The sequence below is a fragment of the Streptomyces sp. NPDC020192 genome, assembly GCF_044388685.1.
GTDB lineage: Bacteria > Actinomycetota > Actinomycetes > Streptomycetales > Streptomycetaceae > Streptomyces.
The window spans coordinates 85,619-109,166 of record NZ_JBIRXG010000026.1 but is presented as its reverse complement, the minus strand read 5'-3'; the positions used below and the strand labels follow the sequence as shown (position 1 = coordinate 109,166).

General features: G+C 72.9%; 20 protein-coding genes. 12 read left to right on the top strand and 8 right to left on the bottom strand.

The window, feature by feature from the left end:
- Window positions 1-43: 43 nt before the first annotated feature.
- Window positions 44-1,900, bottom strand: a complete 1,857-nt coding sequence (locus tag ACH47Z_RS36830) for a cellulase family glycosylhydrolase (protein WP_399081676.1) — start codon at window positions 1,898-1,900, stop codon at window positions 44-46.
- Window positions 1,901-1,966: 66 nt separating this feature from the next.
- Complete coding sequence (locus ACH47Z_RS36825) at window positions 1,967-4,360, bottom strand: GTP-binding protein (RefSeq protein WP_399081674.1); 2,394 nt, start codon at window positions 4,358-4,360, stop codon at window positions 1,967-1,969.
- A 230-nt stretch (window positions 4,361-4,590) separates the two neighbouring features.
- Between ACH47Z_RS36825 and ACH47Z_RS36820 the strand changes: the two genes are divergently transcribed.
- Genes ACH47Z_RS36820 through ACH47Z_RS36790 form a run of 7 tightly spaced genes read left to right on the top strand, consistent with a single transcriptional unit; the run spans window position 4,591 to window position 12,142 of the window.
- The gene (locus ACH47Z_RS36820; RefSeq protein ID WP_399081672.1) at window positions 4,591-5,079 is read left to right on the top strand and encodes a (2Fe-2S)-binding protein; all 489 of its coding nucleotides are present in this window, start codon (window positions 4,591-4,593) and stop codon (window positions 5,077-5,079) included.
- On the top strand, window positions 5,076-7,439 hold the full coding sequence (locus ACH47Z_RS36815; RefSeq protein ID WP_399081670.1) for a xanthine dehydrogenase family protein molybdopterin-binding subunit: 2,364 nt from the start codon (window positions 5,076-5,078) through the stop codon (window positions 7,437-7,439). The genes ACH47Z_RS36820 and ACH47Z_RS36815 overlap by 4 nt, the downstream gene beginning before the upstream one ends.
- Complete coding sequence (locus ACH47Z_RS36810; protein ID WP_399081668.1) at window positions 7,436-8,290, top strand: FAD binding domain-containing protein; 855 nt, start codon at window positions 7,436-7,438, stop codon at window positions 8,288-8,290. Before ACH47Z_RS36815 ends, ACH47Z_RS36810 begins: the two co-directional genes overlap by 4 nt.
- A gap of 15 nt (window positions 8,291-8,305) precedes the next feature.
- On the top strand, window positions 8,306-9,181 hold the full coding sequence (locus ACH47Z_RS36805) for an AAA family ATPase (RefSeq protein WP_399081666.1): 876 nt from the start codon (window positions 8,306-8,308) through the stop codon (window positions 9,179-9,181).
- Between the two features lie 5 nt (window positions 9,182-9,186).
- A complete protein-coding gene (locus ACH47Z_RS36800; protein ID WP_399081664.1) occupies window positions 9,187-10,362 on the top strand; it encodes a VWA domain-containing protein in 1,176 nt (391 codons plus the stop codon).
- The gene (locus ACH47Z_RS36795) at window positions 10,355-11,461 is read left to right on the top strand and encodes an XdhC family protein (RefSeq protein ID WP_399081662.1); all 1,107 of its coding nucleotides are present in this window, start codon (window positions 10,355-10,357) and stop codon (window positions 11,459-11,461) included. The genes ACH47Z_RS36800 and ACH47Z_RS36795 overlap by 8 nt, the downstream gene beginning before the upstream one ends.
- 21 nt (window positions 11,462-11,482) lie before the next feature.
- The gene (locus ACH47Z_RS36790) at window positions 11,483-12,142 is read left to right on the top strand and encodes an SRPBCC family protein (protein ID WP_399081660.1); all 660 of its coding nucleotides are present in this window, start codon (window positions 11,483-11,485) and stop codon (window positions 12,140-12,142) included.
- Window positions 12,143-12,163: 21 nt separating this feature from the next.
- Here the strand turns inward: ACH47Z_RS36790 and ACH47Z_RS36785 are convergent, their stop codons facing one another.
- Together ACH47Z_RS36785 and ACH47Z_RS36780 are read right to left on the bottom strand one after the other, a co-directional pair.
- On the bottom strand, window positions 12,164-12,757 hold the full coding sequence (locus ACH47Z_RS36785; RefSeq protein WP_399081658.1) for a GNAT family N-acetyltransferase: 594 nt from the start codon (window positions 12,755-12,757) through the stop codon (window positions 12,164-12,166).
- 23 nt (window positions 12,758-12,780) lie between these two features.
- On the bottom strand, window positions 12,781-13,281 hold the full coding sequence (locus tag ACH47Z_RS36780; protein WP_399081656.1) for a metallophosphoesterase family protein: 501 nt from the start codon (window positions 13,279-13,281) through the stop codon (window positions 12,781-12,783).
- A gap of 96 nt (window positions 13,282-13,377) precedes the next feature.
- Here ACH47Z_RS36780 and ACH47Z_RS36775 point away from each other — a divergent pair, with 96 nt between their 5' ends.
- The 3 genes from ACH47Z_RS36775 to ACH47Z_RS36765 are packed head-to-tail and all read left to right on the top strand — an operon-like array spanning window position 13,378 to window position 15,810.
- Window positions 13,378-13,815 carry a MarR family winged helix-turn-helix transcriptional regulator gene (locus ACH47Z_RS36775; RefSeq protein ID WP_399081654.1) on the top strand — a complete coding sequence of 146 codons (438 nt, stop codon included), beginning with the start codon at window positions 13,378-13,380 and terminating at the stop codon, window positions 13,813-13,815.
- A complete protein-coding gene (locus tag ACH47Z_RS36770; RefSeq protein WP_399081652.1) occupies window positions 13,812-15,218 on the top strand; it encodes an MFS transporter in 1,407 nt (468 codons plus the stop codon). Before ACH47Z_RS36775 ends, ACH47Z_RS36770 begins: the two co-directional genes overlap by 4 nt.
- A gap of 7 nt (window positions 15,219-15,225) precedes the next feature.
- Window positions 15,226-15,810, top strand: coding sequence for a hydrolase (locus ACH47Z_RS36765; RefSeq protein WP_399081650.1), 585 nt, complete (start codon window positions 15,226-15,228; stop codon window positions 15,808-15,810).
- A gap of 62 nt (window positions 15,811-15,872) precedes the next feature.
- On the opposite strand, the gene rfbB is transcribed toward ACH47Z_RS36765, so the two are convergent.
- Complete coding sequence (gene rfbB / locus ACH47Z_RS36760; RefSeq protein ID WP_399081648.1) at window positions 15,873-16,844, bottom strand: dTDP-glucose 4,6-dehydratase; 972 nt, start codon at window positions 16,842-16,844, stop codon at window positions 15,873-15,875.
- Between the two features lie 107 nt (window positions 16,845-16,951).
- Between rfbB and ctaD the strand changes: the two genes are divergently transcribed.
- Window positions 16,952-18,676 carry a cytochrome c oxidase subunit I gene (ctaD, locus tag ACH47Z_RS36755; protein ID WP_399081646.1) on the top strand — a complete coding sequence of 575 codons (1,725 nt, stop codon included), beginning with the start codon at window positions 16,952-16,954 and terminating at the stop codon, window positions 18,674-18,676.
- Window positions 18,673-19,056 carry a cytochrome c oxidase subunit 4 gene (locus tag ACH47Z_RS36750; RefSeq protein WP_399081644.1) on the top strand — a complete coding sequence of 128 codons (384 nt, stop codon included), beginning with the start codon at window positions 18,673-18,675 and terminating at the stop codon, window positions 19,054-19,056. The genes ctaD and ACH47Z_RS36750 overlap by 4 nt, the downstream gene beginning before the upstream one ends.
- Here ACH47Z_RS36750 and ACH47Z_RS36745 read toward each other — a convergent pair.
- The 3 genes from ACH47Z_RS36745 to ACH47Z_RS36735 all read right to left on the bottom strand — a co-directional run bounded on the left by ACH47Z_RS36745 (window position 18,992) and on the right by ACH47Z_RS36735 (window position 23,349).
- A complete protein-coding gene (locus ACH47Z_RS36745; protein WP_399081642.1) occupies window positions 18,992-20,506 on the bottom strand; it encodes a cytochrome bc complex cytochrome b subunit in 1,515 nt (504 codons plus the stop codon). The genes ACH47Z_RS36750 and ACH47Z_RS36745 overlap by 65 nt on opposite strands.
- Window positions 20,503-20,778, bottom strand: coding sequence for a hypothetical protein (locus tag ACH47Z_RS36740; RefSeq protein WP_399081640.1), 276 nt, complete (start codon window positions 20,776-20,778; stop codon window positions 20,503-20,505). The genes ACH47Z_RS36745 and ACH47Z_RS36740 overlap by 4 nt, the downstream gene beginning before the upstream one ends.
- Window positions 20,779-20,886: 108 nt before the next feature.
- A complete protein-coding gene (locus ACH47Z_RS36735) occupies window positions 20,887-23,349 on the bottom strand; it encodes a SpoIIE family protein phosphatase (protein ID WP_399081638.1) in 2,463 nt (820 codons plus the stop codon).
- Between the last annotated feature and the right edge of the window lie 199 nt (window positions 23,350-23,548).

Below are 23,548 nucleotides of genomic sequence, written 5' to 3'. Positions count from 1 at the left end.
CCCCCCGGGGGGCCGTACGGCTCCGGACCAGAGGGTCGCTGGCTCAGAAGTGCGCCGCCGCCCACGCGGCCAGTTCCGACCGGGCCGCGCTCAGCAGGTCCGCCGAGGGGGCCGGGGCGCCATTCGTCACCAGCGCGTAGTGCGGGGCCCCGGAGTCCGTGTCGGTGAGCAGCAGCCGGCGGCTGCCCGTGCCGCCCGGTTCGGGGGCGACGGCGACCGGGGTGGACGTGGCGTAGGCGGGCGGACCGTACACCGTGCCCAGGTCGGAGACGACCGTGGTCGACGCGGTCGGGAAGGACGCCGGAAGGTGCAGTTCGGTGGGCGCGGTGCCGTCCCCGGAGCGCCACACCAGCAGCCCGTACTGGCCGGAGCCCACCAGCCGAGCCACGTTGGGCAGGCTGCTCGGCACCGGGTTCCAGGTGAGGGTGGTGGAGCCGTCGCGCGAGCGGTCCTCGTAGGTGAAGGCCAGCGTCGTACCGGCCGTGGCGCTCGGGTAGAGGCGGTCGAGGAGCCGGGAGTTCTGACGCAGCGTCACATTGCCTGAGCCGTCCAGGTTTACGGCCGAGAGGTCCTCGTCGTTCCAGGCGTCGCCTGAGGTGAGCACCTTGCCGGAGTTGCCGTTCATCAGCTCGTGATGCCGGCCGTTGTAGATGTCCCACTGCCACTGGGTGCCGGAGAGCACCGGGCCCGAGGCGGCCGGGTTGGACCACCAACTCGCGCCCGGCAGGCGGGAGTCGAGGGCCTGGTACATCGCCTTCAGGACGGTCGGCGCCTTGTCGGACACCGTGCCGGACAGGGGGTGCCCGAACTCGCTGACCATGGCCGCGGTACCGGCGGCCGTGGCGCGGTCGCGGACGGTGGCGAAGTCGAAGGCGTACTGACCGTCGGCCGCCTTGCCCCACATCAGGATCCCGGAGATGGCCTTCTGGTCGTAGAAGTGGGTGTTGAAGACGTAGCGCGAGCCGAGGGTGCCCGCGTCCAGCAGGCCGCCCTCCTGCTTCTGGGTCGAAATGTTGGAGTTCCAGAAGAGGTTGGGCTCCACGAAGGCGGGCTTGTCCTGCCAGCCGGCCGCGTCCATCCGGGCGCGGAACTTCACGTAGAACGGCCAGAGCAGGTCGCGCTCCCAGGTGCGGGAGGTCTGCCCGGAGTCGTCACTGCCCGCGTACGGCTCGTTGTACGGGTCGAAGCCGGTGACGGCCGCGAACTCGACGTCGGTCAGGTGCTGTTGGAGGTAGGCCATCGTCGCCTGGGCGGTGGTGAGGAAGGCGTCCTGGAGGCCGTGGTTGTTGTGCCAGAAGTCGTACTGCGCCTTCTGCACCGCCGCGTTCTGGGTGATGTTCTGACCCCAGAAGAGGCAGATCCCGCAGGACTCGGCGGGGTAATTTCCGGCGTCCACGGCCCACTTGGGGGCGCCGTCGCCGGTGTACCAGCTGCCGCTGTTGAACAGGTAGCGGGAATACAGGTCCTGGTGGAAGTCAGGGAGGACACGGATGCCCGCGTCCAGGAAGGCGCGCATCTGCTCGGCGACGGCGGCCAGATAGGTGGTGTCCACCTGGCCGCGTACGGGTTCGGCGTGCGCCCAGGAGAGCAGGAAGCGGACCGCGTCGCCGCCGCCGAGGGCGCGCAGCGCGGTCGCGGACTTGCGGGCGTCGGCGACCGAGGCGAACGGCAGCCCGCTGTTCTCCTCCAGCTTGGTCTCGCCGGAGACGTTGTAGCCGCGCAGGACGATCTCACGGCCCTGACCATCGGTGAGGCGACCGTTCTGGACCGTGAGGGAGGAGCCGTCGAACCACAGGGAGTCGGAAGGGGTGGCGGCGGTGGCGGGCGGGGCGCCCGCCACCGTCAGGAATCCGCAGAGGATGACCAGGACAACCAGGAGACGGGCGCGGATGGTGGGCATGTCCACCACAATCAGGGGATCTTCCGGTCGGCGTCAATACCACCTGACTCTCAAGTAAGTTGACTATCAGTCAGCTCCTGCCGCCCCGTCCCCCGTCCTGCGCATCACCTTCAGCAGATACTCCTTGCGGTTCAGCGGGTTGTGGTCGGTGCGCGGCCGCTCGGGGACGGTGCCCCGGGTGACCGGCGCGTAGTGGTCGAAGGCCGTCTCCAGCTCGCCCTCGCCCCGGGTGAGCCCGGGCAGCCGATGCTCCAGCTCGTGCACCCGGGCGGCGGGCACCGTACCCTCCAGCACGGCGGCCGTCCCGAGCGCGCCGGTCGTCTCCGGTACGGCGCCCAGCCGGGCGAGCACCGGCAGCAGCGCGCCCAGCGTGTCCGCCGGGACCTCCAGCCGGAAGCGGTGCATCGGCTCGTGCACGACGGTGCCCGCGCGGCGCAGAGCCTCGGTCAGGACCAGCGGGGTCAGGCCCCGGAAGTCGTAGCCGGTGCTCGACATGCTCTTGTCGAAGCCCTGGTGGGCGTGGCTCTGCCGGGGCGAGTAGCCGGAGTGGGTCATGGTCACCGCGCAGTCGGGGACCTGCCAGCCGCGCAGCCCCTGGCCGAGCGTCTCGCGGACGGTGTCCTCGACGGCCTTGAAGAAGGCGTACGGCATCGAGCCCAGCTCCACCTCCAGCCGGAACGCCACGCCCGCGCCGGGCGGTGCGGGCTCGACGCGCAGGCCGACGGTGGCCAGGAACGGGTTGGGGTCCTTCTTGTTGAACTCCACGGCGTGCCCGGTGCCCGCCGGCCGTTCGATGCACAGGGTCGTCGTCTCGCGGAAGGTGACGTCCAGGCCGTACTCCTCGGCGAGGGTGGCCTGGACGACCTCCTTCTGCACCTCGCCGTAGAGCGAGACGGAGGTCTCCCCGCGCAGCTCGTCGTGGCGGACGCCGATGAGCGGGTCCTGTTCGGCGAGCTGGGTGAGCGCGAGGTGCAGGGAGCGCCGGTCCGCGCCGGGGCCGGGGACGACGACGGTCTCCAGGGTCGGCGGCGCGAAGTGATGCTCGTACGCCCGCCCCGGCACGCCGAGCGCATCCCCGATCCGGATGCCGCCGAGCCCCCACACCTTGACGATCCGCCCGGCACCGGCACTGTCCCACCGGGTGTCGACGGCCCCGTCGAAGACACTGAGCGCGGTGACACGGCCTGTCGGCCGGGCGCCGAGTTCCCGGCCGGCGGCGAGGGTGCCTGCGGCGCGGGAGCCGACGGCCCGACCGGTCGCGCGGGACCCGGCGGCGCGGGAGCTGACGGCCCGGCCGTCCGCCCGGCGGTCGACGGCCCCGTCATCCGCCCCGCGGTCAGCCCCGCTCTCGTCACGGGCGCCGCCCGTCTCGCACGCGCCGGCCTCCTCGCGGGCGCCGACTTCCTCGCGGGCGTCGATGTCCTCGCGGGCGCCGGTCCCCTCGCGGACGCCGGCCTCCCCGCAAGCACCGACCTCCTCGCGGACGCCGCCCTCCTCACGAACACCGGCCTCCTGACGGACGCCGGCCTCCTCGCAAGCGCCGGTCCCCTCCCCGGCGCCCCTCCTCCCCCGGGCGCCGACAGGGACGCCCGTCGCACGGCCGTCCCCGAACGGGATCCGGTCGCGGACGCGCAGGGTGCCCGAGAAGATGCGCGCGTAGGCGATCTTCTCCCCCGCCGAGCCCCGCTCGACCTTGAAGACCGTGGCCGACAGGGGTGCGGCGGGGTCGCCGGCGGCGGTGGGCAGCAGGTGTTCGATGCCGGTGATCAGCTCCGGAACGCCCGCGCCCGTCATGGCGGAGCCGAAGTACACCGGATGGACCAGGGACCCGCGGGTCTGGGCGGCGAGGACCGTGTGCAGTCGGCCCTTCTCGACGCGACCGTCGAGGTAGGCGGCGAGCAGGTCGTCGTCGTGGTCGGCGAGCGCCTCCTGCGCGGCCGGGCCGAGGCCGGGCACGAAGCGGGCGGCGCGGGTGCCGAGCGCGGCGGCCCGGCCCATCGGGACGAGCGGCACGGCCAGCCGGCGGGTCAACTGGTCCAGTACGGCGGAGCCGTTCGCGCCGCGCCGGTCGATCTTGTTGACGAAGACCAGGGTGGGGATGCCCAGCCGGCGCAGGGTGCGCATCAGCACTCTGGTCTGCGCCTGGACCCCTTCGACGGCCGAGACGACCAGCACCGCGCCGTCGAGGATGCCGAGCACGCGCTCGACCTCGGCGATGAAGTCCGGGTGGCCCGGGGTGTCGATGAGGTTGACGGTGACGCCGTCGAGCGGGAACGACACGACGGCGGACTTGATCGTGATGCCGCGCCGGCGTTCCAGCGCGAGGGTGTCGGTCCGGGTGTTGCCGTCGTCGACGCGGCCGAGCTCGTCGGTGACCCCGGCCGTGTGCAGCAGCCGTTCGGTCAGGCTGGTCTTACCGGCGTCGACATGCGCGAGAATTCCGAGATTGAGCAGATGCACTGAGCGTGATGTCCTTCGGCATGGGGCGGATTCCTTCCTGGGTGGACATGCACGCAGTGCGCATCGCTGGTCCTCTCCGGGTGACGTCGGATCGCCGAGCAGTGCAACAGGAACGCCCGGCGACAGCAATGGATTAACGTTCAACGAAGGCCCGGTCGCCGCACTCGCCACCCCCAGAACACGGTCATAGAGTGACCTACGTCACCGTGGTCGGCCCGTCTGGAGGTCCCATGACCCGCATCAAGGTGAACGTGGACGGCATGACGTACGAGGACGACGTGGAACCCCGTCTCCTCCTCGCCCATTACCTGCGCGACCGCCTCGGCCTGACCGGCACCCCGATCGGCTGCGACACCTCCAACTGCGGGGCGTGCACGGTCGACCTGGACGGGATGAGCGTGAAGAGCTGCTCGGTGCTGACGGTGCAGGCCGACGGCGGCGAGGTGACCACCGTCGAGGGGCTGGCCGTGGGCGGCGAGTGGACCGCGCTGCAGCGCGCCTTCCACGAGCGGCACGGTCTTCAGTGCGGCTACTGCACCCCCGGAATGATCATGGCGGCCCGGGATCTGCTGCGGGAGAACCCGCACCCCACCTCCGACGAGATCCGGCAGGCCCTGGAGGGCAACCTCTGCCGCTGCACCGGATACCAGAACATCGTCCGCGCGGTGCTCGCCGCCTCCGCACAGGACCAACAGGTCGGTGAGGAGGTCACGGCATGACCCATCAGGCCGCCGAACCCGAGGTCGGCCGCTCCCGGTTGCGCAAGGAGGACGCGCGGCTGATCACCGGCCAGACCACCTGGACCGACAACATCCAGCTGGCCGGACTGCTGCACCTGGCCGTCCTGCGCAGCCCGATGGCCCACGCCCGCATCACCCGCGTCGACGTGTCACCCGCCCGCCGACGCCCCGGTGTCGTCGCGGTGTTCAGCGGAGCCGACCTCGCCGAGGGCCTTGGCTCACTGCCCTGCGCCTGGCCGGTGACCGAGGACATGGTGCTGCCCGACCACCCGCCGATCGCCGTGGACGAGGTCCGCTACGCCGGTGATCCGGTCGCGGTCGTGGTGGCCCGCGACCGGTACGCGGCCGCCGACGCGCTGGAGGCGATCGAGGTCGAATACGACCCGCTGCCCCCGGTCCTGGACCTGGAGACCGCGCTGGCCCCGGACGCCCCGCTGGTCCACGCCGACAAGGGCACCAACCGCTGCTACACCTGGCCGCTCGCCACCGGCGAGAGCTTCGCGTCGGTACGCGACCGCGCCGACGTCGTCCTGATGCGCCGCTACCACCAGCAGCGGCTGATCCCCAACGCGATGGAGCCGCGCGCTGTCGTCGTCACCCCGCTCGCCGCCTCCGGCGAGTACACGGTGTACTCGGCGACCCAGATCCCGCACATCCTGCGCATCATGCTCGCGACGGTCACCGGGATCCCCGAGCAGAAGCTGCGCGTGATCGCCCCGGACGTGGGCGGCGGCTTCGGCTCCAAGCTCCAGGTGTACGGCGAGGAGGTCCTCGCGCTCGCGATCGCCCGCAAGCTCGGCCGGCCGGTGAAGTGGACCGAGTCCCGCTCCGAGGGCTACCTCGCCACCCACCACGGCCGCGGCATGATCCAGGACGTCGAGGTCGCCGCCACGAGCGAGGGCAGACTGCTCGGCCTGAAGGTCGACCTGCTCGCCGACATGGGCGCCTATCTGATGCTCGTCACCCCCGGCATCCCGATCCTCGGCGCCTTCATGTACCCGGCGATCTACAAGATGGACGCCTACGAGTTCACCTGCACCGGCGTCTTCACCACCCGCACCCCCACCGACGCCTACCGCGGTGCCGGGCGCCCGGAGGCGACGTACGCGATCGAACGGGTCATGGACGAGCTGGCCGCCGAACTCGACCTGGATCCGGTCGAGTTGAGGCGCCGCAACTGGATCCGGCACGAGGAGTTCCCGTACACCACGATCGCCGGGCTCACCTACGACAGCGGCGACTACGAGGCGGCCACCGCGAAGGCGCTCGACCTGTTCGGGTACGACGCCCTGCGCGCCGAGCAGCGGGAGCGCAACCGGCGTGGCGATCCCGTGCGGCTCGGCATCGGCGTGTCGACGTACACCGAGATGTGCGGCCTGGCGCCGAGCCGGGTGCTGCGCGACCTCAAGTACTCCGCCGGCGGCTGGGAGGCGGCGAGCATCCGGATGCTGCCCACCGGCAAGGTCGAGGTGGTCACCGGCACCAGTCCGCACGGACAGGGCCACGAGACCTGCTGGAGCCAGATCGCGGCCGACGTGCTCGGCGTGCCGTTCGAGGACGTCGAGGTGGTGCACGGCGACACCAGGACGGCCCCGCAGGGCATGGACACCTACGGCTCACGGTCGCTGGCCGTCGGCGGCGAGGCCGTACACCGCGCCGCGACGACCGTCGTGGAGAAGGCCCGGAAGGTCGCCGCCCATCTGCTGGAGGCGAGCGAGCAGGACCTGGAGTTCAGCGGCGGGGTGTTCTCGGTGAAGGGCTCACCGGAAGCCCGCAGGACCATCCAGGAGATCGCCTTCGCGGCGTTCACCAACCACGACCTGCCCGACGGCGTCGAGCCCAGCATCAACGCCGAGCACGTCGTGGACCCGGAGAACTTCTCCTACCCGCACGGCACCCATCTGTGCGCGGTCGAGGTCGACACCGAGACCGGGCAGACCCGGATCCGGTCGTACGTCTGCGTGGACGACGTCGGCCGGGTCGTCAACCCGATGATCGTGGAAGGGCAGGTGCACGGCGGTCTGGCGCAGGGCATCGCGCAGGCGCTGTACGAGGAAGCCGTGTACGACGCCGAGGGCAACCTCGTCTCCGGCACCATGGCCGACTATCTCGTGCCGTCGGCGGCCGACCTGCCGGACTTCGTGACCGACCGGACCGAGACGCCGGCGGCCTCGAACGCCCTGGGTGTCAAGGGAGTCGGCGAAGCGGGGACGATCGCCTCGACACCGGCCGTGGTCAACGCCGTCGTGGACGCGCTGCGCCCGCTCGGGGTGCACGACGTCCGGATGCCCTGCACGCCCGAACGCGTGTGGCGCGAGGTGAAGGAGGCGTCGGCATGATTCCCCCGGCGTTCGAGTACGCCCGTCCCGGGAGCGTGGAGGAGGCGGTGCGGCTTCTCGCCGACGCGGGCGAGGAGGCGAAGGTGCTGGCCGGCGGGCAGAGCCTGCTGCCGCTGCTCAGGCTCCGGCTGGCCTTCCCGGAACTGGTCGTGGACGTCGGGCGGATCCCCGAGCTGCGCGGGGTCCGCGAGGACGGCGACATGCTCGTGATCGGCGCCCTGACCACCCACCACGACGTGATCCGGGATCCGCTGGTGCGCCGGCACGCCGGTCTGCTGGCCGAGGCCACGGCCACGGTCGCCGATCCCGCCGTACGGCACCGGGGCACCCTCGGCGGCTCGCTGGCGCACGCCGATCCGGCCGGGGACCTGCCCGCGGTGGTGCTGGCCCTGGACGCCGACCTGGTCGCCGTCGGCCCGGGCGGCCGACGCACCGTCCCGGCCCGGGAGTTCTTCGTGGACTATCTCCAGTCGGCGCTCGCCCCCGACGAGCTGCTCGTGGAGGTACGGGTGCCGAAGACGGACGGCTGGGGCTTCCACTACGAGAAGTTCCACCGGGTCGCCCAGGCGTGGGCGATCGTGGGCGTGGCGGCGCTGGTACGACGGGATGACGGGCGGGTGGCCGAGGCCCGGATCGGCCTGACCAACATGGGCTCGACCCCGCTGCGGGCTTCGGCGGCCGAGGAGGCGCTGGCAGGCGCCGGCGCCCCGGACGCGGTGGCCCGGGCCGCGGAGTTGGCGGCCGAGGGCACCCGGCCGGCGCAGGACGTGTCCGCCTCGCCCGAGTACCGGGCACATCTGGCCCGGGTACTGACCCGGCGGGCGGTGCTGGCCGCCGGCGGAACGGGGTGAGCGCCGATCAACACGATGGACGACCCGGAGCAGGTGCGGGCCCGGCTGGAGGAGACGGGGTACCTCGTCGACGAAGGGCTGTCCGTCACCTGTTTCCTGGCCCTGAGGCTGCACCGGCCGCTGTTCTGCGAGGGCGACGCGGGCGTGGGCAAGACCGCGCTCGCCTCCGCCCTGGCCGAGGCGCTCGGCGCGCCGCTGATCCGGCTCCAGTGCCACGAGGGCATCGACGCCTCGCAGGCGCTGTACGACTGGGACTTCCCGCGCCAGCTGCTGCATCTGCGCGCCGCCGAGGCGGCCGGGGTGACGGACGCGGACCGGCTGGAGAGCGAGCTGTACGACCGCCGTTTCCTGATCGCCCGGCCGCTGCTGCGCGCCCTGCAGACGCAGCCGGCGGTGCTGCTGGTGGACGAGATCGACCGGGCCGACGACGAGTTCGAGGCGTTTCTGCTGGAGCTGCTGTCCGAGTACTCCGTCACGATCCCGGAACTGGGCACGCTGCGCGCCGAGGAACCGCCGGTGGTCGTCCTGACGTCGAACCGGACCAGAGAGGTGCACGACGCGCTGAAGCGGCGCTGCCTCTACCACTGGTTCGACCATCCCTCCTTCGGCCGCGAACTGGCCATCGTGCGGCGCCGGCTGCCCCGGGTGTCCGCGCGGCTGGCCGAGCAGGTCACCGCGCTGGTCCAGGCCCTGCGCGGTGCCGACCTGATCAAACCGCCCGGGGTGGCCGAGACCCTCGACTGGGCCGAGGCCCTGGACGCGCTGGGCGCGGACGAGGTCGACGCGGACCTGGCGGTGGCGACGCTGGGCTCGGTCCTGAAGTACCGCGAGGACACCGACCGCGCCCGGGACCTGGACATCGCGGCGGTCCTCGCGGCACGGGGCGGGTGAGCGGGATGGGCGGGCCACCCGGGACGGACACCGGACACCTCGCGGCGGATGCCGTGCTGGTCGGTTTCGTGCGGGCCCTGCGGGCGGCCGGGGTGGAGGCGAGTACCGAACGGCTGTACGCGTTCCTGCGGGCCGTGGCCGCGCTGCGGCCCGGGGTGCGGGCGGACGTGTTCTGGGCGGGGCGGGCGACGCTGTGCGGTGGGCACGACGATCTGGAGCGGTACGAGCGGGTGTTCGCCGCGTACTTCGGGCCCGCCGGGGAGCGGGCGCCGCATCCGGTGCGCACCGCTCCCCCGACCCGGCTGCGGCTCGTCGCACGGAAGGCGCCCTTGGGTGCGGGTACGCCCGGTGAGGATGCACCGCCGGGGCCGCCCGTCGGCGTGCTCGCCGACTCCGCCGAGGTGCTGCGGCACCGCGACGTCGGCGCGCTCGACGCCGCCGAACGGGCCCAACTACGTCGTCTGCTGGCCGCGTTCGCGCTGGAGGGTCAGGCGCGGCGCTCGGCCCGGCGCGGGCCCGCCCGGCGCGGTGAGGTCGATCCGCGGCGCACCGTAAGGGAGTTGCTGCGCCGGGGCGGCGAACCGGCCCGGCTGCGACGGCACGCACGGGTCGAGCGGCCCCGCCGGGTGGTGCTCCTGGTGGACGTGAGCGGCTCGATGGCGCCGTACGCCGACGCGCTGCTGCGGTTCGCGCACGCGGCGGTGCGCGCGGGCCGTACGGAGGTGTTCACCATCGGCACCCGGCTGACCCGGGTGACCCGCGAACTGGCACACCGGGACCCGGACCTGGCGATGGCGGCCGTCGCGACGGCCGTACCGGACTGGCGCGGTGGCACCCGGCTCGGCGAGCTGGTGCGGGAGTTCCTGAACCGGTGGGGGCAGCGCGGGATGGCGCGCGGCGCGATCGTCGTGCTGCTCTCCGACGGCTGGGAACGCGGCGACCCGGAACTGCTGGGGCAGCAGATGCGCCGGCTGCACGCCCTGGCGCACCAGGTGGTCTGGGCGAACCCCCGTAAGGCGCGGCCCGGTTACGCGCCACTGGCCGCCGGGATGGCGGCGGCCCTGCCCAGCGTGGACGCCTTCGTCGCGGGGCACAGCCTGGCGGCGCTGGAGCGGCTGGCGGCGATCGTGCGGGGCGAGGACGCCGGTGCGGAGCGGGTGGGAGGAGCGGATCGTGCGTGAGATTCTGCCGGCGCTGGCGCGGTGGCACGCGGCCGGGATCCCGTTCGGTCTGGCCACGGTCGTCGCGGTCAGCCGCAGCGCACCGCGCGGACCCGGCGCCGCCATGGCGGTGGGCCCGGACGACGAGGTCGTGGGGAGCGTGTCCGGGGGCTGCGTGGAGGGCGCGGTGTTCGAGCTGGCGCAGGAGGTCGTGGCGAGCGGCGAGGCACGCCTTGCGACCTTCGGCTACAGCGACGAGGACGCGTTCGCGGTCGGCCTGACCTGCGGTGGCGAGATCACCCTGCTGGTACGGCCGGTGACGCCCGCGTCGGACCCGGCGTTCGGCGCGGTCGCCGCGTCGGTCGCCGCGGGCGAGCCCGTGACGGTGGCCACGGTGGTGGACGGACCCGCGCCGCGCGGCGCCACGCTCGCCGTCCGGCCGGACCGGGCGGCCGGCACGCTCGGCACGGCCGGCCTCGACATCGCCGTCACCGCCGACGCGCGCGGTGAACTCGCGCTCGGCGCCTCGGTCCTGCGGCACTACGGGCCGCACGGCGAGCGTCGCGAGGACACCGTGACGGTGTTCTTCCAGTCGTTCGCCCCGCCACCGCGCATGCTGGTCTTCGGCGCGATCGACTACGCGGCCGCGGTGGCCCGGATCGGCGACTTCCTCGGCTACCGGGTGACCGTGTGCGACGCCCGGCCGGTCTTCGCCACGCCCAAGCGCTTCCCGGCGGCCGTCGAGGTCGTGGTCGACTGGCCGCACCGCTATCTCGCCGGCACCGAGACCGACGACCGCACGGTGATCTGTGTCCTCACCCACGACCCCAAGTTCGACGTACCTCTCCTGGAGGAGGCCCTGCGCCGCCCGGCCGCCTACATCGGGGCGATGGGCAGCCGGAAGACCCATGAGGAGCGGCGCGCACGGCTCACGGAGGCCGGTCTGACCGGGACCGAACTGTCCCGGCTGCGCTCACCGCTGGGCCTCGACCTCGGCGCCCGCACTCCCGAGGAGGTCGCGGTGTCCGTCGCCGCCGAGATCGTCGCCCTGCGCTGGGGCGGCAGCGGCGCACCACTGACCACCACCGCCGGCGCCATCCACCCGCCCGACGAAGCCTGACGCGCCCGAAAGGACCAGGTCATGGAGCTGCACCACGAGTTCGCCGTCCCCGTCCCGGTCGCCGACGCCTGGCACGCGCTCCTCGACATCGAACGGGTCGCGCCGTGTCTGCCGGGCGCGGTGGTGGAGGACTACGACGGCACGACCGTGACCGGCTCGGTGAAGGTCAGGGTCGGCCCGGTCACGGTGGCCTACCAGGGCACGGCGGTCTTCGAGGAGCAGGACGAGACGGCGCACCGGATGGTGCTCGCCGCGAACGGCCGGGAGACCCGCGGCCAGGGCACGGCCCGCGCGACGGTCACCGGCACGCTGACCGAACGCGACAACGGCGGTACAGCGGTGTCCGTACACACCGACCTGACGGTGACCGGCCGCCCGGCACAGTTCGGGCGCGGGGTGCTGGCGGAGGTCGGCGACCGGTTGGTGGGCCAGTTCGCGGACTGCCTGGCGACCCGGCTGACCGCGAGCGCCGAACCCGCCGCCGAGGACGACGAGGAGGAGCCCCAACCGCTCGACCTCCTGCGCACGGCCGGGGCGCCGTTGGCCAAGCGGGCGGCCCTCGTCGCGGCGGCGCTGGCCGCACTGGCGTACACGGCGAGACGACTGCTACGGCGCAGGCGAGGACGACGCACCACTCGACGCCCGGTGAGAAGGCCACACACCACGGGCACCCGGCACTGACAACTCCCCCGAGCGGGCCCGCTACTCGGGGTCGCCGGCCACGCGCGCGTGCAGATGCTGGTCGTGCCAGCCGTCGGCGTGCAGGAGGGCGCTGCGCTGGGTGCCCTCGTAGGTGAATCCGGCCTTCTCGGCGACCCTGCAGGACGCCGGGTTGGCGACCGAGTGGCACAGGCGCAGGCGGTGCAGGCCCAGCTCGTCGAGGGCCCACTGGCTGAGCCTGCGGGTGGCCTCGACGGCGATGCCGCCGCCGCGCGCCTCGGGCAGGAGCCAGTAGAGGATCTCGGCGCTGCCGCCGTGCAGGTCGATGTCGCCCCATCCGCAGAGTCCGACGGCCGGGCCGTCCGGCCTGGCGATGGCCCATATCGCGGCGATCTCGGCCCGCCAGCGTGCGTGCATGCGCTCGATCCTGGCGCACGCCTCCTCGAAGCTGCCGACGGTGAATCGGTTCCACGTGCGGATCGCGGGATCCTGGCCGGCGGTCAGCAGCGTTCCGGCGTCGTCGGGGTGCCAGGGCCGCAGCTGAAATCCGCCGGGCAGGGCGAGTACGGGCTGCTCACCGCCGGCCATGCGACCTGCCGGAACGACGTCACCCGGGATGCCTGTGTCAGAGATCATCCCGGCATCCTGGCACAGGACCGCTACCGCTGGGGCAGCCGGTGCAGCGTCACCTCGGCCAGAGCGCCGTCGGCGATCGCGGCCGTCAGGTAGGTGCGGTGAGGCTGGCGGCGGCGGTCGGTCGGGGAGCCGGGGTTGAGCAGGCGCAGGCCGGTCGGGGCGGTGGTGTCCCAGGGGATGTGGCTGTGGCCGAAGACCAGCACGTCGAGGTCGGGGAAGCGGGCGGCGCAGCGGGCCTCGCGGCCCTGGGCGGGGCCGGTCTCGTGCACGACGCCGAAGCGCAGGCCGCCCAGCTCGGCGTACGCCACCTCGGGGAGCCGGGCGCGCAGCTCGGGACCGTCGTTGTTGCCGTAGACCCCGATCAGCCGTCGGCTGCGGCTCTCCAGCAGGTCCAGGGTGGCGGTGTCGACCCAGTCCCCGGCGTGGAACACCACGTCCACGCGCGGGAGTTCGGCCAGCAACTGCTCCGGGAGCCGCTTGGCGCGCTTCGGGAGGTGGGTGTCGGACAGCATCAGCAGACGCACAGGGCCACCGTAATCGAGACACCTCCGCCAGATTCGCCAGATGGAACTGAACAGTTTGGACTGGACAGTCTCGGCTGTCAGATCTACGCTGGCCACATGGCTGACATCTCCGATTCCGCCGCTCGCGCCGCGCTCGATCTGCGTGTCGTGTTCAGCCGGCTGCGGCGACGTATCCGCGAGGTCGCGCAGGACACCGACCTCAGCCCCTCCCAGGAGTCGGCGCTCACCCTGGTCGGCAAGCACGGCGCCGCCACCGCCAGTGCGCTGGCCGCCGCGGAGGGCGTACGCCCGCAGTCGATGGCGACCACGCTGGCCGCGCTGGACCAGCACGGTCTGATCCGGCGCGCCCCCGACCCCGACGACGGCCGCCGTCAGCTGGTCACCCTGACCGACGCGGGGCGGGCCCGGATCGAGGGCAACCGGCAGGTCCGTGAGGAGTGGCTGGCCCGCGCCTTCCAGGACCGCTACTCGGAGGAGGAGCGGCAGACCGTCCTGAAGGCACTGGAGCTGATGGAACGGCTGTCGCAGCAGTGATACCGAGGCCCACCGGACACACCGAGAAGGCCACCCGCCCCGCCCCCGCCGGATTCGACCGCCGACTGATCCCGCCGATGCTGTTCGGCTCGGTCCTGAATCCGGTCAACTCGTCGATGATCGCCGTGGCCCTGGTGCCGATCGGCGTCGCCTTCGGGGCCCCGCCCGCCGAGACCGCCTGGCTGGTCTCGGCGCTCTATCTGGCCACGGCCGTCGGGCAGCCCGTCATCGGCCGCCTGGTGGACATGTACGGCCCGCGCCGGCTCTACCTCGCCGGTACGGCCCTGGTCGGCGTCGCCGGTGTGCTCGGCGCGCTCGCGCCCTCGCTGGGCGCACTCATCGCGGCGCGGGTGCTGCTGGGCTTCGGGACGTCGGCGGCGTACCCGGCGGCCATGCGGCTGACCCGCAGCGAGGCCGAACGCACCGGGCAGGACAGCCCGGCCGGGGTGCTGGCCGCACTGGCCGTCGCCAACCAGACGGTGGCCGTCGTCGGGCCCGCGCTCGGCGGCCTGCTGATCGGGCTCGGCGGCTGGCGCGCCGTGTTCACCGTGAACGTGCCGCTCTCGGCGGTCTGCCTGGTGCTCGGCACCCTGCGGCTGCCCCGGTCCGGGACCCGGCGGCGCGCCGTCGACCTGCCCGGCATGGCACTCTTCGCGCTGATGCTGGTCGCGCTGATGCTGTTCCTGATGCACCCGCGCGCCGACCGCTGGTACCTGCCGGTGCTGTCCGCCGTCGCCGCCGCCGGTTTCGCGGTGCGCGAGCTGCGCGTGCCGGACCCCTTCGTCGACCTGCGCGTCCTCGGCGGCAACGGCCCGCTGCTCGCCACCTATGTGCGCCAGCTGCTCGCCTACACCACCTCCTACGCCTTCATGTACGGCTACACGCAGTGGCTGGAGCAGGGGCGCGGGCTCGGCGCCTCCACCGCCGGACTCGTCCTGCTGCCGCTGTCAATCTCCGCGCTGATCGTGTCCACGCTCACCGGACGCCGGGAGGCGGTGCGCGGCAAGCTGATCGTCGGCTCCGCACTCCAGGTCGCGGGCTGCGCCCTGCTGCTCCTCGTGCGGGCCGACAGCGCGCTGTGGCTGCTGCTCGCGGTCGGCGCGCTGCTCGGCATCCCGCAGGGCCTCATCGGCCTGGCCGCACAGAACGCCCTGTACCGGCAGGCCGATCCGGAGCGCATCGCCTCCGCGGCCGGGCTGCTGCGCACCTTCATGTACCTCGGCGCGCTGGGCGCGTCCGCCGCCACCGCGGCGTTCTACCCGCACCACGCCGACACGGCCGGGCTCCACGGCCTGGCCCTGTTCATGCTCGCCGGCTCCGCCCTGCTGCTGGCGACGACCCTGCCGGACCGGTCCCTGGGCCGGCTCGGCACCACCACCTCCCGAACCATCGGAAAGGCCTGACCGACTCATGTCGCTCACCACCCTCGACCCCCGTACCGCCCTCGTCGCGATCGACCTGCAGAACGGCATCGTGGGGATGCCCGTCCAGCCGCACGCGGCCTCGGACGTCGTCTCCCGCACGGCCGGACTGGCCGAGGCCTTCCGCTCCCGGAACCTGCCCGTGGTCCTGGTCCGGGTCTCCTTCGCCCCCGACTGGGCCGACGCCGTCCCCGGCCGCACCGAGCGCCAGGCGCGTGGCCTCGCATTCCCCGAGGACTGGGACACCGTCGTCGACGAGCTCTCCGGCCACGCCGGCGACCTCCGCGTCACCAAGCACAACTGGAGCGCCTTCCACGGCACCGACCTGGACGTCCAGCTGCGCCGTCGCGGCATCACCCAGATCGTGCTGACGGGCATCGCGACCAGCATCGGCGTGGAGTCCACCGCCCGGGACGCCTACGCGCACGGCTACCACGTCACCCTCGCCACCGACGCGATGGCCGACGCCGACGCCGAGGCGCACGCCAACAGCGTCGAGCGGATCTTCCCGCGGCTCGGCGAGAGCGGCACGACCGCCGAGGTCCTGGAGCTGCTGGCCAAGACCCACGCCTGACCGACGCCCCGGCCGGCCTGGGGGTACGGCCGTGCAGCCCGCCCGCGCCGGTGACCGGCCATTCATCCCGCGCCCCGCCGCTTCAGCGGCTCCCACCAGTCGCGGTGGTCCCGGTACCAGGCGACTGTCTCGGCGAGGGAGCCGGCGAAGTGGCGGCGCGGGCGGTAGCCGAGTTCGTCGCGGGCCTTGCTCCAGTCGACCGAGTAGCGCAGGTCGTGCCCCTTGCGGTCGGCGACGTACGCGACCCGGTCCCAGCCGGCGCCGCACGCGTCGAGGAGCAGGCCGGTCAGCTCCCGGTTGCTCAGCTCGGTGCCGCCGCCGAGGTTGTAGACCTCGCCGGGGCGGCCCTTGGTGCGCACCAGCTCGATGCCCCGGCAGTGGTCGTCGACGTGCAGCCAGTCGCGGACGTTGCGTCCGTCGCCGTACAGCGGGACCTTCAGGCCCTCGAGGAGGTGGGTCACGAAGAGCGGGACGATCTTCTCGGGGAACTGGTGCGGGCCGTAGGTGTTGGAGCTGCGGGTGACGCGGACGTCCAGGCCGTGGGTCCGGTGGCAGGCCAGGGCCAGCAGGTCGGCGGAGGCCTTGGAGGCGGAGTACGGCGAGCTGGGGGCGAGTGGGTGCTCCTCCGGCCAGGAGCCGGTGTCGAGGGAGCCGTAGACCTCGTCGGTGGAGATGTGGACGAACGGGCCGGTGCCGTGCCGCAGGGCCGCGTCCAGCAGGGTCTGGGTGCCGAGCACGTTGGTGCGGACGAAGTCACCGGCTCCCTCGATGGACCGGTCGACGTGCGACTCGGCGGCGAAGTGCACCACCTGGTCGGCGTCCGCCATCAGCCGGTCGACCAGGGCCGCGTCGCAGATGTCGCCGTGCACGAAGTCGAGTCGGGGGTGGCCGGCCGGGAGGTTGGTGAGGGTGCCAGCGTAGGTGAGCTTGTCCAGCACGGTGACGCGGGGCGCGTCGGGTGAGGGGTCGGCGAGCAGTGCGCGCACGTACGCGGATCCGATGAACCCGGCGCCGCCCGTGACGAGGAGATGCACGGGAACTCCCGTTCGAGGTCGGTGATCAGCCTGTACAGCTTACGGAGTGGGATGCGCAGGGCGTGGCGCGGACCTGCCCCCGGTCACCGCGAGTAGCTTCGCCAGGGATGACCGAACCACCCCGGATGTCCGACACTCCCGAAGCCATCGACACGCGCCAGGCCGTCGATGCCCGTGCGGCCGTCGCGCGCTACACGGCACCCGCGCCGCGGCCCGGCCGGGCCCTGCTGCGCTGGGCCGCGACGACCGACCACAAGGTGATCGGCCGGCTGTACATGGTCACGGCGTTCTGCTTCTTCCTGTTCGCCGGGCTGCTGGCGCTCGGCATGCGCGCGGAACTGGCCCGTCCGGGGCTGCAGTTCCTCAGCGAGCAGGGCTACAACCAGTTCTTCACCATCCACGGCACGATCATGATGCTGCTGTTCGCGACGCCCATGTTCGCCGGGTTCGCCAACGCCGTGATGCCGCTGCAGATCGGCGCCCCCGACCTGGCGCTGCCGCGGCTGAACGCGATGTCGTACTGGATGTACCTGTTCGGGGCGCTGATGGTGGTGTCCGGCTTCGCGGTGCCGGGCGGCGCCGCCTCGTTCGGCTGGTTCGCGTACGCGCCGCTGAACAGCGCCTACTTCTCGCCCGGCGCGGGCGGCGACCTGTGGGCGATGGGCCTGGTGGTCACCGGCGTGTCGACGACGCTGACCGCGGTCAACTTCATCACCACGATCCTGTGCCTGCGCGCCCCGGGCATGACCATGTTCCGGATGCCGATGTTCACCTGGAACGTGCTGTTCACCTCGATCCTGGTCCTGCCCGCCTTCCCGGTGTTCGCGGCGGCGCTGCTGGCGCTGGAGGCGGGCCGCAAGTTCGGGGCGCATGTCTTCGACGCGGCGAACGGGGGCGCGATCCTCTGGCAGCACCTGTTCTGGTTCTTCGGGCACCCGGAGGTCTACATCGTGGCGCTGCCGTTCTTCGGGGTCATCTCGGAGATCATCCCGGTGTTCTCCCGCAAGCCCCTGTTCGGCTATCTGCCGATGATCGGGGCGACCATCGCGATCACGATGCTGTCGGCGGTGGTGTGGGCGCACCATATGTTCGCCACGGGCGCGGTGTTGCTGCCGTTCTTCTCCCTGATGTCGTTCCTGATCGCGGTGCCCACGGGCATCAAGTTCTTCGCGTGGATCGGGACGATGGTGAGCGGGTCGGTGTCGTTCGAGACCCCGATGCTGTGGTCCATGGGCTTCCTGGTGTCGTTCCTGCTGGGCGGGCTGAGCGGGGTGCTGATCGCCTCGCCGCCGCTGGACTTCCACCTCACCGACACCTACTTCATCGTGGCGCATCTGCACTACGTGCTGTTCGGCACCGTGGTGTTCGCGATGTTCGCCGGGTTCTACTTCTGGTGGCCGAAGTTCACCGGGAAGCTGCTGGACGAGCGGCTCGGCAAGCTGCACTTCTGGCTGCTGTTCCCGGCGTTCCAGCTGACGTTCCTGGTGCAGCACTGGCTGGGCGAGGCGGGGATGCCGCGCCGGTACGCGGACTATCTCCCGGCGGACGGCTTCACGCTGCTCAACACCCTGTCGTCGGCGGGCGCGTTCCTGCTCGGCGTCTCCACGCTGCCGTTCCTGTACAACGTCTGGCGCACCACCACCAAGGGCGAGAAGGTCACCCTCGACGACCCGTGGGGCTGGGGCCGGGGCCTGGAATGGGCCACCTCCTGCCCGCCGCCCCGGCACAACTTCACGGCCCTGCCCCGGATCCGCTCGGAGTCCCCCGCGTTCGACCTGCACCATCCGGAGGCCGGGCAGGCGGGACAGACCGAGGCGGAGGCCGCGCGATGAAGACCGAGGCGATGCTGTTCGGCGGGGTGGCGCTGTTCTTCGGCGGGTCCGCCGCGCTGTACGGGGTGTGGTCCGGGGACGAGACGGGCACGGTCGCGCTGGTCGTGGCCTGCGGGATGGCGGCACTGGTGTCGTTCTTCTGCCTGATCCAGTACCGGCGGCGGGGCACCCGAGCCCAGGACCGTACGGCCGCGGAGGTGGCCGACGGAGCGGGGCCGGTGGCGTTCTTCCCGGACGAGAGCATGTTCCCGATCATCACCGCGCTGGGCTTCGCGGTGACGGCGACCGGTGTGGTCTACGGCCTGTGGCTGTTCCTCATCGGTCTGGGCGTTCTGGCTCGTGGGGTGTTCGGGATGGCGTTCCAGTACGCGCAGCGGTGAGCTGTCTGCGCGGGGCGCCGGGCCGGAAGGACGTGACGGGCTCGTGGTCGGACTCGTAGCCGCCGGTGACGTTCTGCCGGATCTCGCCGGTGGACACGCCCTCCTCGAGCCGGCCGCGCTCGGCCTCGGTGAGGGCCCGGCACAGCCACCGGGTCGCCAGGAACGCCAGTACGGGCGCCACGACCAGGGCGATGCGCAGCACCCAGGTGAGGCCGTTGACGGAGATACGGAAGGTCTGCGCGATCACGTCGTTGCCGCCGGCCAGCAGCAGCACGCCGTAGAAGACGGTGCCCGCGACGCCGAGGCCGGTGCGGACGGGACGCTCGCGCGGCCGGTCGCAGAAGTGCTGTTCGCTGCGCCACTCCCCGGTGATGCGCTGCTCCACGAACGGGTAGGCGTAGAGCACGGCGAACAGCAGGCCGGGCAGGACGATCGCGGGCAGCAGGACGTTCCACATCAGGGTGTGCCCGGCGATGTTCGTCTCCCACGCCGGCACCAGCCGCAGTGCGCCCTCCAGGAAGCCGACGTACCAGTCGGGCTGGGAGCCGGTGGAGACCAGGTCGGGCCGGTAGGGGCCGTAGTTCCAGACCGGGTTGACCTGGGCGAGCGCGGCCAGCAGCACCAGCAGGCCGGTGACGATGATCGACAGGCCGCCGGAGGAGGCGGTGAACTGCGGGAAGAAGGGCCTGCCGACGGCGTTGCGCACGGTGTGACGCGGGCCGCGCCACTGCGTGTGCTTGAGGTGGAACACCAGGATCAGATGCACGGTGAGCAGGGCGATCAGGGCGCCCGGGAGCAGCAGAATGTGCAGCGGATACAGGCGGGTGATGATGTCGTGCCCCGGGAACGGGCCGCCGAAGGCGAAGAAGGCGACGTACGTGCCGACCACCGGGATCGACGACATGATGCCCTGGGCGATGCGCAGCCCGGTCCCCGAGAGCAGGTCGTCGGGGAGCGAGTAGCCGGCGAAGCCCTCGGCGAGCGAGACCACGAACAGGGTCAGCCCCACCGCCCAGTTCAGCTCGCGCGGGCGGCGGAAGGCGCCGGTGAAGAAGATCCGCAGCAGGTGCACGCCGATCGCGGCGACGAAGACCAGCGCGGCCCAGTGGTGGGCCTGCCGCATCAGCAGTCCGCCGCGTACGTCGAAGCTGATGCGCAGGGTGGAGTCGAAGGCGGCCGACATGCGCACCCCGCGCAGCGGTGCGTAGGGGCCGGTGTAGACGACCTCGCGCATCTCGGGCGTGAAGAACAGGGTCAGCCAGACCCCGGTCAGGATCAGCACGAGCAGGCTGTACAGCGCGAGTTCGCCGAGCAGGAAGGACCAGTGGTCGGGGAACGCCTTGCGCAGCAGCGGACCGCCCTCCAGCACGGGAAGCCGGGCGTCCGCGGCGTCCACGAGCCGCTCGGCGCGCCCGCCGGGCCGGCTCCCGCGTCCTTCGGCTCCGCTCATGTGCCCTGCGGTTCCGCCGCCGCCCGGACCACCTCGGCCTCGATGTCCGCGCGCGGCCGGCCGCTGTCCTTGGCGTACTCGCTGAGCGCGGTCTGCACCTCACGGGCCAGGTCCCGGGAGGCGCGCAGGGCGGTCTCGTACGTCTCCGACTGAGCGCCCGTCATCCCCCGCTCGGCCGGCGGGCCGTAGGCCTCCCGCAGCCCGTCGACCGTGCGCTGGGCCGCGTCGGCGGCGCGCTGCTTCTCCACCAGTTCTTCGAAGGTGTGTGCCACGCCGACCGACCCTAGGCACGCCCGCCGTGCGATCCCCTCCGACCTGCCGTGGGTGCCCGCACCCGTACCCGAGTGGCGGGGGTCGGGCGCCCGTGTCCGAAGGGCTGGTCAGCCGTCGGGCACAAGGTCCGCCCACACCTGTTTGCCGCCGCTGACCGGGACCGTCCCCCAGGCCACCGAGACCGCCTCCACCAGCAGGATGCCCCGGCCGCCGGTGGCCTCCCAGCCGATGCTGGTGGGCTTGACCGGGCTGCGCGGCGAGGCGTCGGCGACGGAGAGGCGCAGCCGGTGGTTGATCAGGCTGAGGTCGAGGCGGACCTGGCCGTCGGTGTGCACGAGGGCGTTGGTGACGAGTTCGGAGACCACCAGCAGGGCCGTGTCCATGGTGTCCGGCGAGACGCCCCAGGCGCGCAGGGTGCGCCGGGTGAAGCGGCGGGCGTGCCCGACCGCCTCCGGGAGCCGCCACACCGTCCAGCTCTCGCGCAGCGGGCGTACGGCCATCCCGTCGTAGCGCATCAGCAGCAGGGCGACGTCGTCGGTGCGGCGGGCCCCGGAGAGCAGGGCGTCGGCGACCTGGCCGAGGTGGGCGGGGTCGGCGGCGGACAGCTCGCGGGCGAGCCGCTGCATGCCCTCGTCGAGGTCGGTGTCCGCCGACTCCACCAGGCCGTCGGTGGTCAGTGCGATCACCGTGCCTGGCTGGAGCCGGAGCGGGGTCATCGGGAACTCCGCCTGGCCGACCACCCCGAGCGGCGGCCCGCCCTCGGCGTGCACGATCTCGGCGCTGCCGTCCGGGTGACGCAGCACCGGCTCCACATGGCCCGCGCGCACGCACCAGGCGGTGCCCTCCTCCATGTCGACGTCGACATAGGCGCAGGTGGCGAAGAGGTCGGTCTCCATCTCCAGCAGCAGCCGGTTGGCGTGGCTGACGACCACGTCCGGGGCGTGGCCCTCGGCGGCGTAGGCCCGCAGGGCGGTGCGCATCTGGCCCATCAGGGTGGCGGCGCCCGCGTTGTGGCCCTGGACGTCGCCGATGACGAAGGCCACGTGGTTGTCGGCGAGCGGGATCACGTCGTACCAGTCGCCGCCCACCTCCAGGCCCGCGGTGGTGGGCAGATAGCGGGCCACGGCGACCGCGCCGGGCAGCCGGGGCAGCCGGCGCGGCAGCAGGGTGCGCTGGAGCATGCCGACGAGTTCGTGCTCGGCGTCGAAGGCGTGGGCGCGCAGCAGGGCCTGGCCGGTCAGACCGGCGCAGGCGGTGAGCAGGGCGCGTTCGTCGGGGCCGAACTCGTGCGGGGCCTCCCAGCCGATCAGGCAGGCGCCCGCCACCCGGCCGCCGGCGGGCAGCGGCAGCACGGCGAGCCCGCCGGGGCCGACGCCGGCGAGGGCGGGCTCCAGCGTGCTGCCGGCGGGCCAGATCCGGGCGCGGCCCTCGCGCAGCGCGGCGGCCAGGGTGGGCATGGCGCGCACCGGCGCGTCGGGCCACTCGGTGCGCCACTCGGTGCGCCACAGCTCGGGCCAGGCCTCGGGTTCGGGCGGGTCGAGGACGGTGACGACGAGCCGGTCGTTCTCCAGTTCGGCGAGCGCGATCCGGTCGGCCTGCAGCGGTTCCCGCAGCGCGGCGACCACGGCCCGGCCGACGTCGTCGACCGTGCCTGCGGTGGCGAGGGCGGCGGCCAGGCGCTGCACGCGGGCCACGTCAGTGACGTCGGAGCGCAGGCTGGATGCGTCGGCGACGGTGCCGACCAGCCGGGCCGGGTGGCCCTCTCCGGCGGGCAGCAGCCGGCCGCGCAGCCGCAGCCACAGGGGCTCGCCGGAGGGCTGGAGGATACGGAACTCCAGTTCGCGGTCGCCGATGGTCATGTGGTCGGCCTCGACCACGGACATCAGCGCGGGCAGGTCCTCGGGCACGGCCTGGGCCAGCAGGGTCTCCACCCGGCCGTCGAAGTCGTCCCGGCCGATCCCGAACAGCCGCAGGATGGCGTCGCCGACCTCGACCCGGCCGGTGTCCATGGCCAGGCTGAAGGCGTCCTCGGGCAGCTCGCCGGCCTCGCCCGGGGCGGCGGCCGGGACGGGTACGGCGACCGCGCGGACGATCAGGTCCAGGCAGGCCCGCTCGTCGTCGCCGAAGCCGCCGGGACGCTCGCTGACGGCCAGCAGCGCGCCCGCGCCCGCCGGGCCGAGCGGCAGAGCGGCCACGGAGAAGTCCCGGAAGGGGGTGCGCCGCGCCTCGGGACCGTCGGCCAGCTGTTCCGGACCCAGCCACTGCGGGCGGCCGCTGCGGTGCGCCTCGGCGACCGGGGAGCCGCCCGCGGCCGGATAGCCGTCCCGGAGCCCGTACAAGGTGCGTGGCAGCCCCGCCGACTCGACGAGGCACAGCTCGGCGGGGTCGTCGCCGGGCGTGTACACCCCGGCGAAGGCCGCGCCGGCGAACACCAGCGCCTGTTCGAGGACCTGGTGGAGCCGGTCCGGGGTGTCCGGGGACACGCCGAGGGCGTCGAGGGCGGCCTCGGCACGCTCCGGCCCCGTCCTCGTTCCGCCGACCGCAGCGCCGTCCCTCACCACGTTCGCCATTACAGCGCGTGTGAGCCTCCCGCGCAGCCCCTGTGGACGCTCGGGGTGTCCCGGGTGCCCGGTTCCGCTCGAAAGCCGCCGAACACATCTTGACCCATGCGTTCCGCACGCCGACCTCGTGACAGACGTGACTGTCCGCAGCCGTACGGCGCCTGCGAGTGTCTTTTCCGGTCACCGGGGATCGCCGGTCACCGAGGGC

Bases quoted from the DNA above. Each gene is read 5' to 3' on its own strand.
- ACH47Z_RS36735 (WP_399081638.1), bottom strand. From the start codon at position 23,349: ATGGCGAACGTGGTGAGGGACGGCGCTGCGGTCGGCGGAACGAGGACG.
- ACH47Z_RS36815 (WP_399081670.1), top strand. From the start codon at position 5,076: ATGACCCATCAGGCCGCCGAACCCGAGGTCGGCCGCTCCCGGTTGCGC.
- ACH47Z_RS36790 (WP_399081660.1), top strand. From the start codon at position 11,483: ATGGAGCTGCACCACGAGTTCGCCGTCCCCGTCCCGGTCGCCGACGCC.
- ctaD (WP_399081646.1), top strand. From the start codon at position 16,952: ATGACCGAACCACCCCGGATGTCCGACACTCCCGAAGCCATCGACACG.
- ACH47Z_RS36775 (WP_399081654.1), top strand. From the start codon at position 13,378: ATGGCTGACATCTCCGATTCCGCCGCTCGCGCCGCGCTCGATCTGCGT.
- ACH47Z_RS36750 (WP_399081644.1), top strand. From the start codon at position 18,673: ATGAAGACCGAGGCGATGCTGTTCGGCGGGGTGGCGCTGTTCTTCGGC.
- ACH47Z_RS36765 (WP_399081650.1), top strand. From the start codon at position 15,226: ATGTCGCTCACCACCCTCGACCCCCGTACCGCCCTCGTCGCGATCGAC.
- ACH47Z_RS36810 (WP_399081668.1), top strand. From the start codon at position 7,436: ATGATTCCCCCGGCGTTCGAGTACGCCCGTCCCGGGAGCGTGGAGGAG.
- ACH47Z_RS36785 (WP_399081658.1), bottom strand. From the start codon at position 12,757: ATGATCTCTGACACAGGCATCCCGGGTGACGTCGTTCCGGCAGGTCGC.
- ACH47Z_RS36830 (WP_399081676.1), bottom strand. From the start codon at position 1,900: ATGCCCACCATCCGCGCCCGTCTCCTGGTTGTCCTGGTCATCCTCTGC.
- ACH47Z_RS36745 (WP_399081642.1), bottom strand. From the start codon at position 20,506: ATGAGCGGAGCCGAAGGACGCGGGAGCCGGCCCGGCGGGCGCGCCGAG.
- ACH47Z_RS36820 (WP_399081672.1), top strand. From the start codon at position 4,591: ATGACCCGCATCAAGGTGAACGTGGACGGCATGACGTACGAGGACGAC.
- ACH47Z_RS36805 (WP_399081666.1), top strand. From the start codon at position 8,306: ATGGACGACCCGGAGCAGGTGCGGGCCCGGCTGGAGGAGACGGGGTAC.
- ACH47Z_RS36800 (WP_399081664.1), top strand. From the start codon at position 9,187: ATGGGCGGGCCACCCGGGACGGACACCGGACACCTCGCGGCGGATGCC.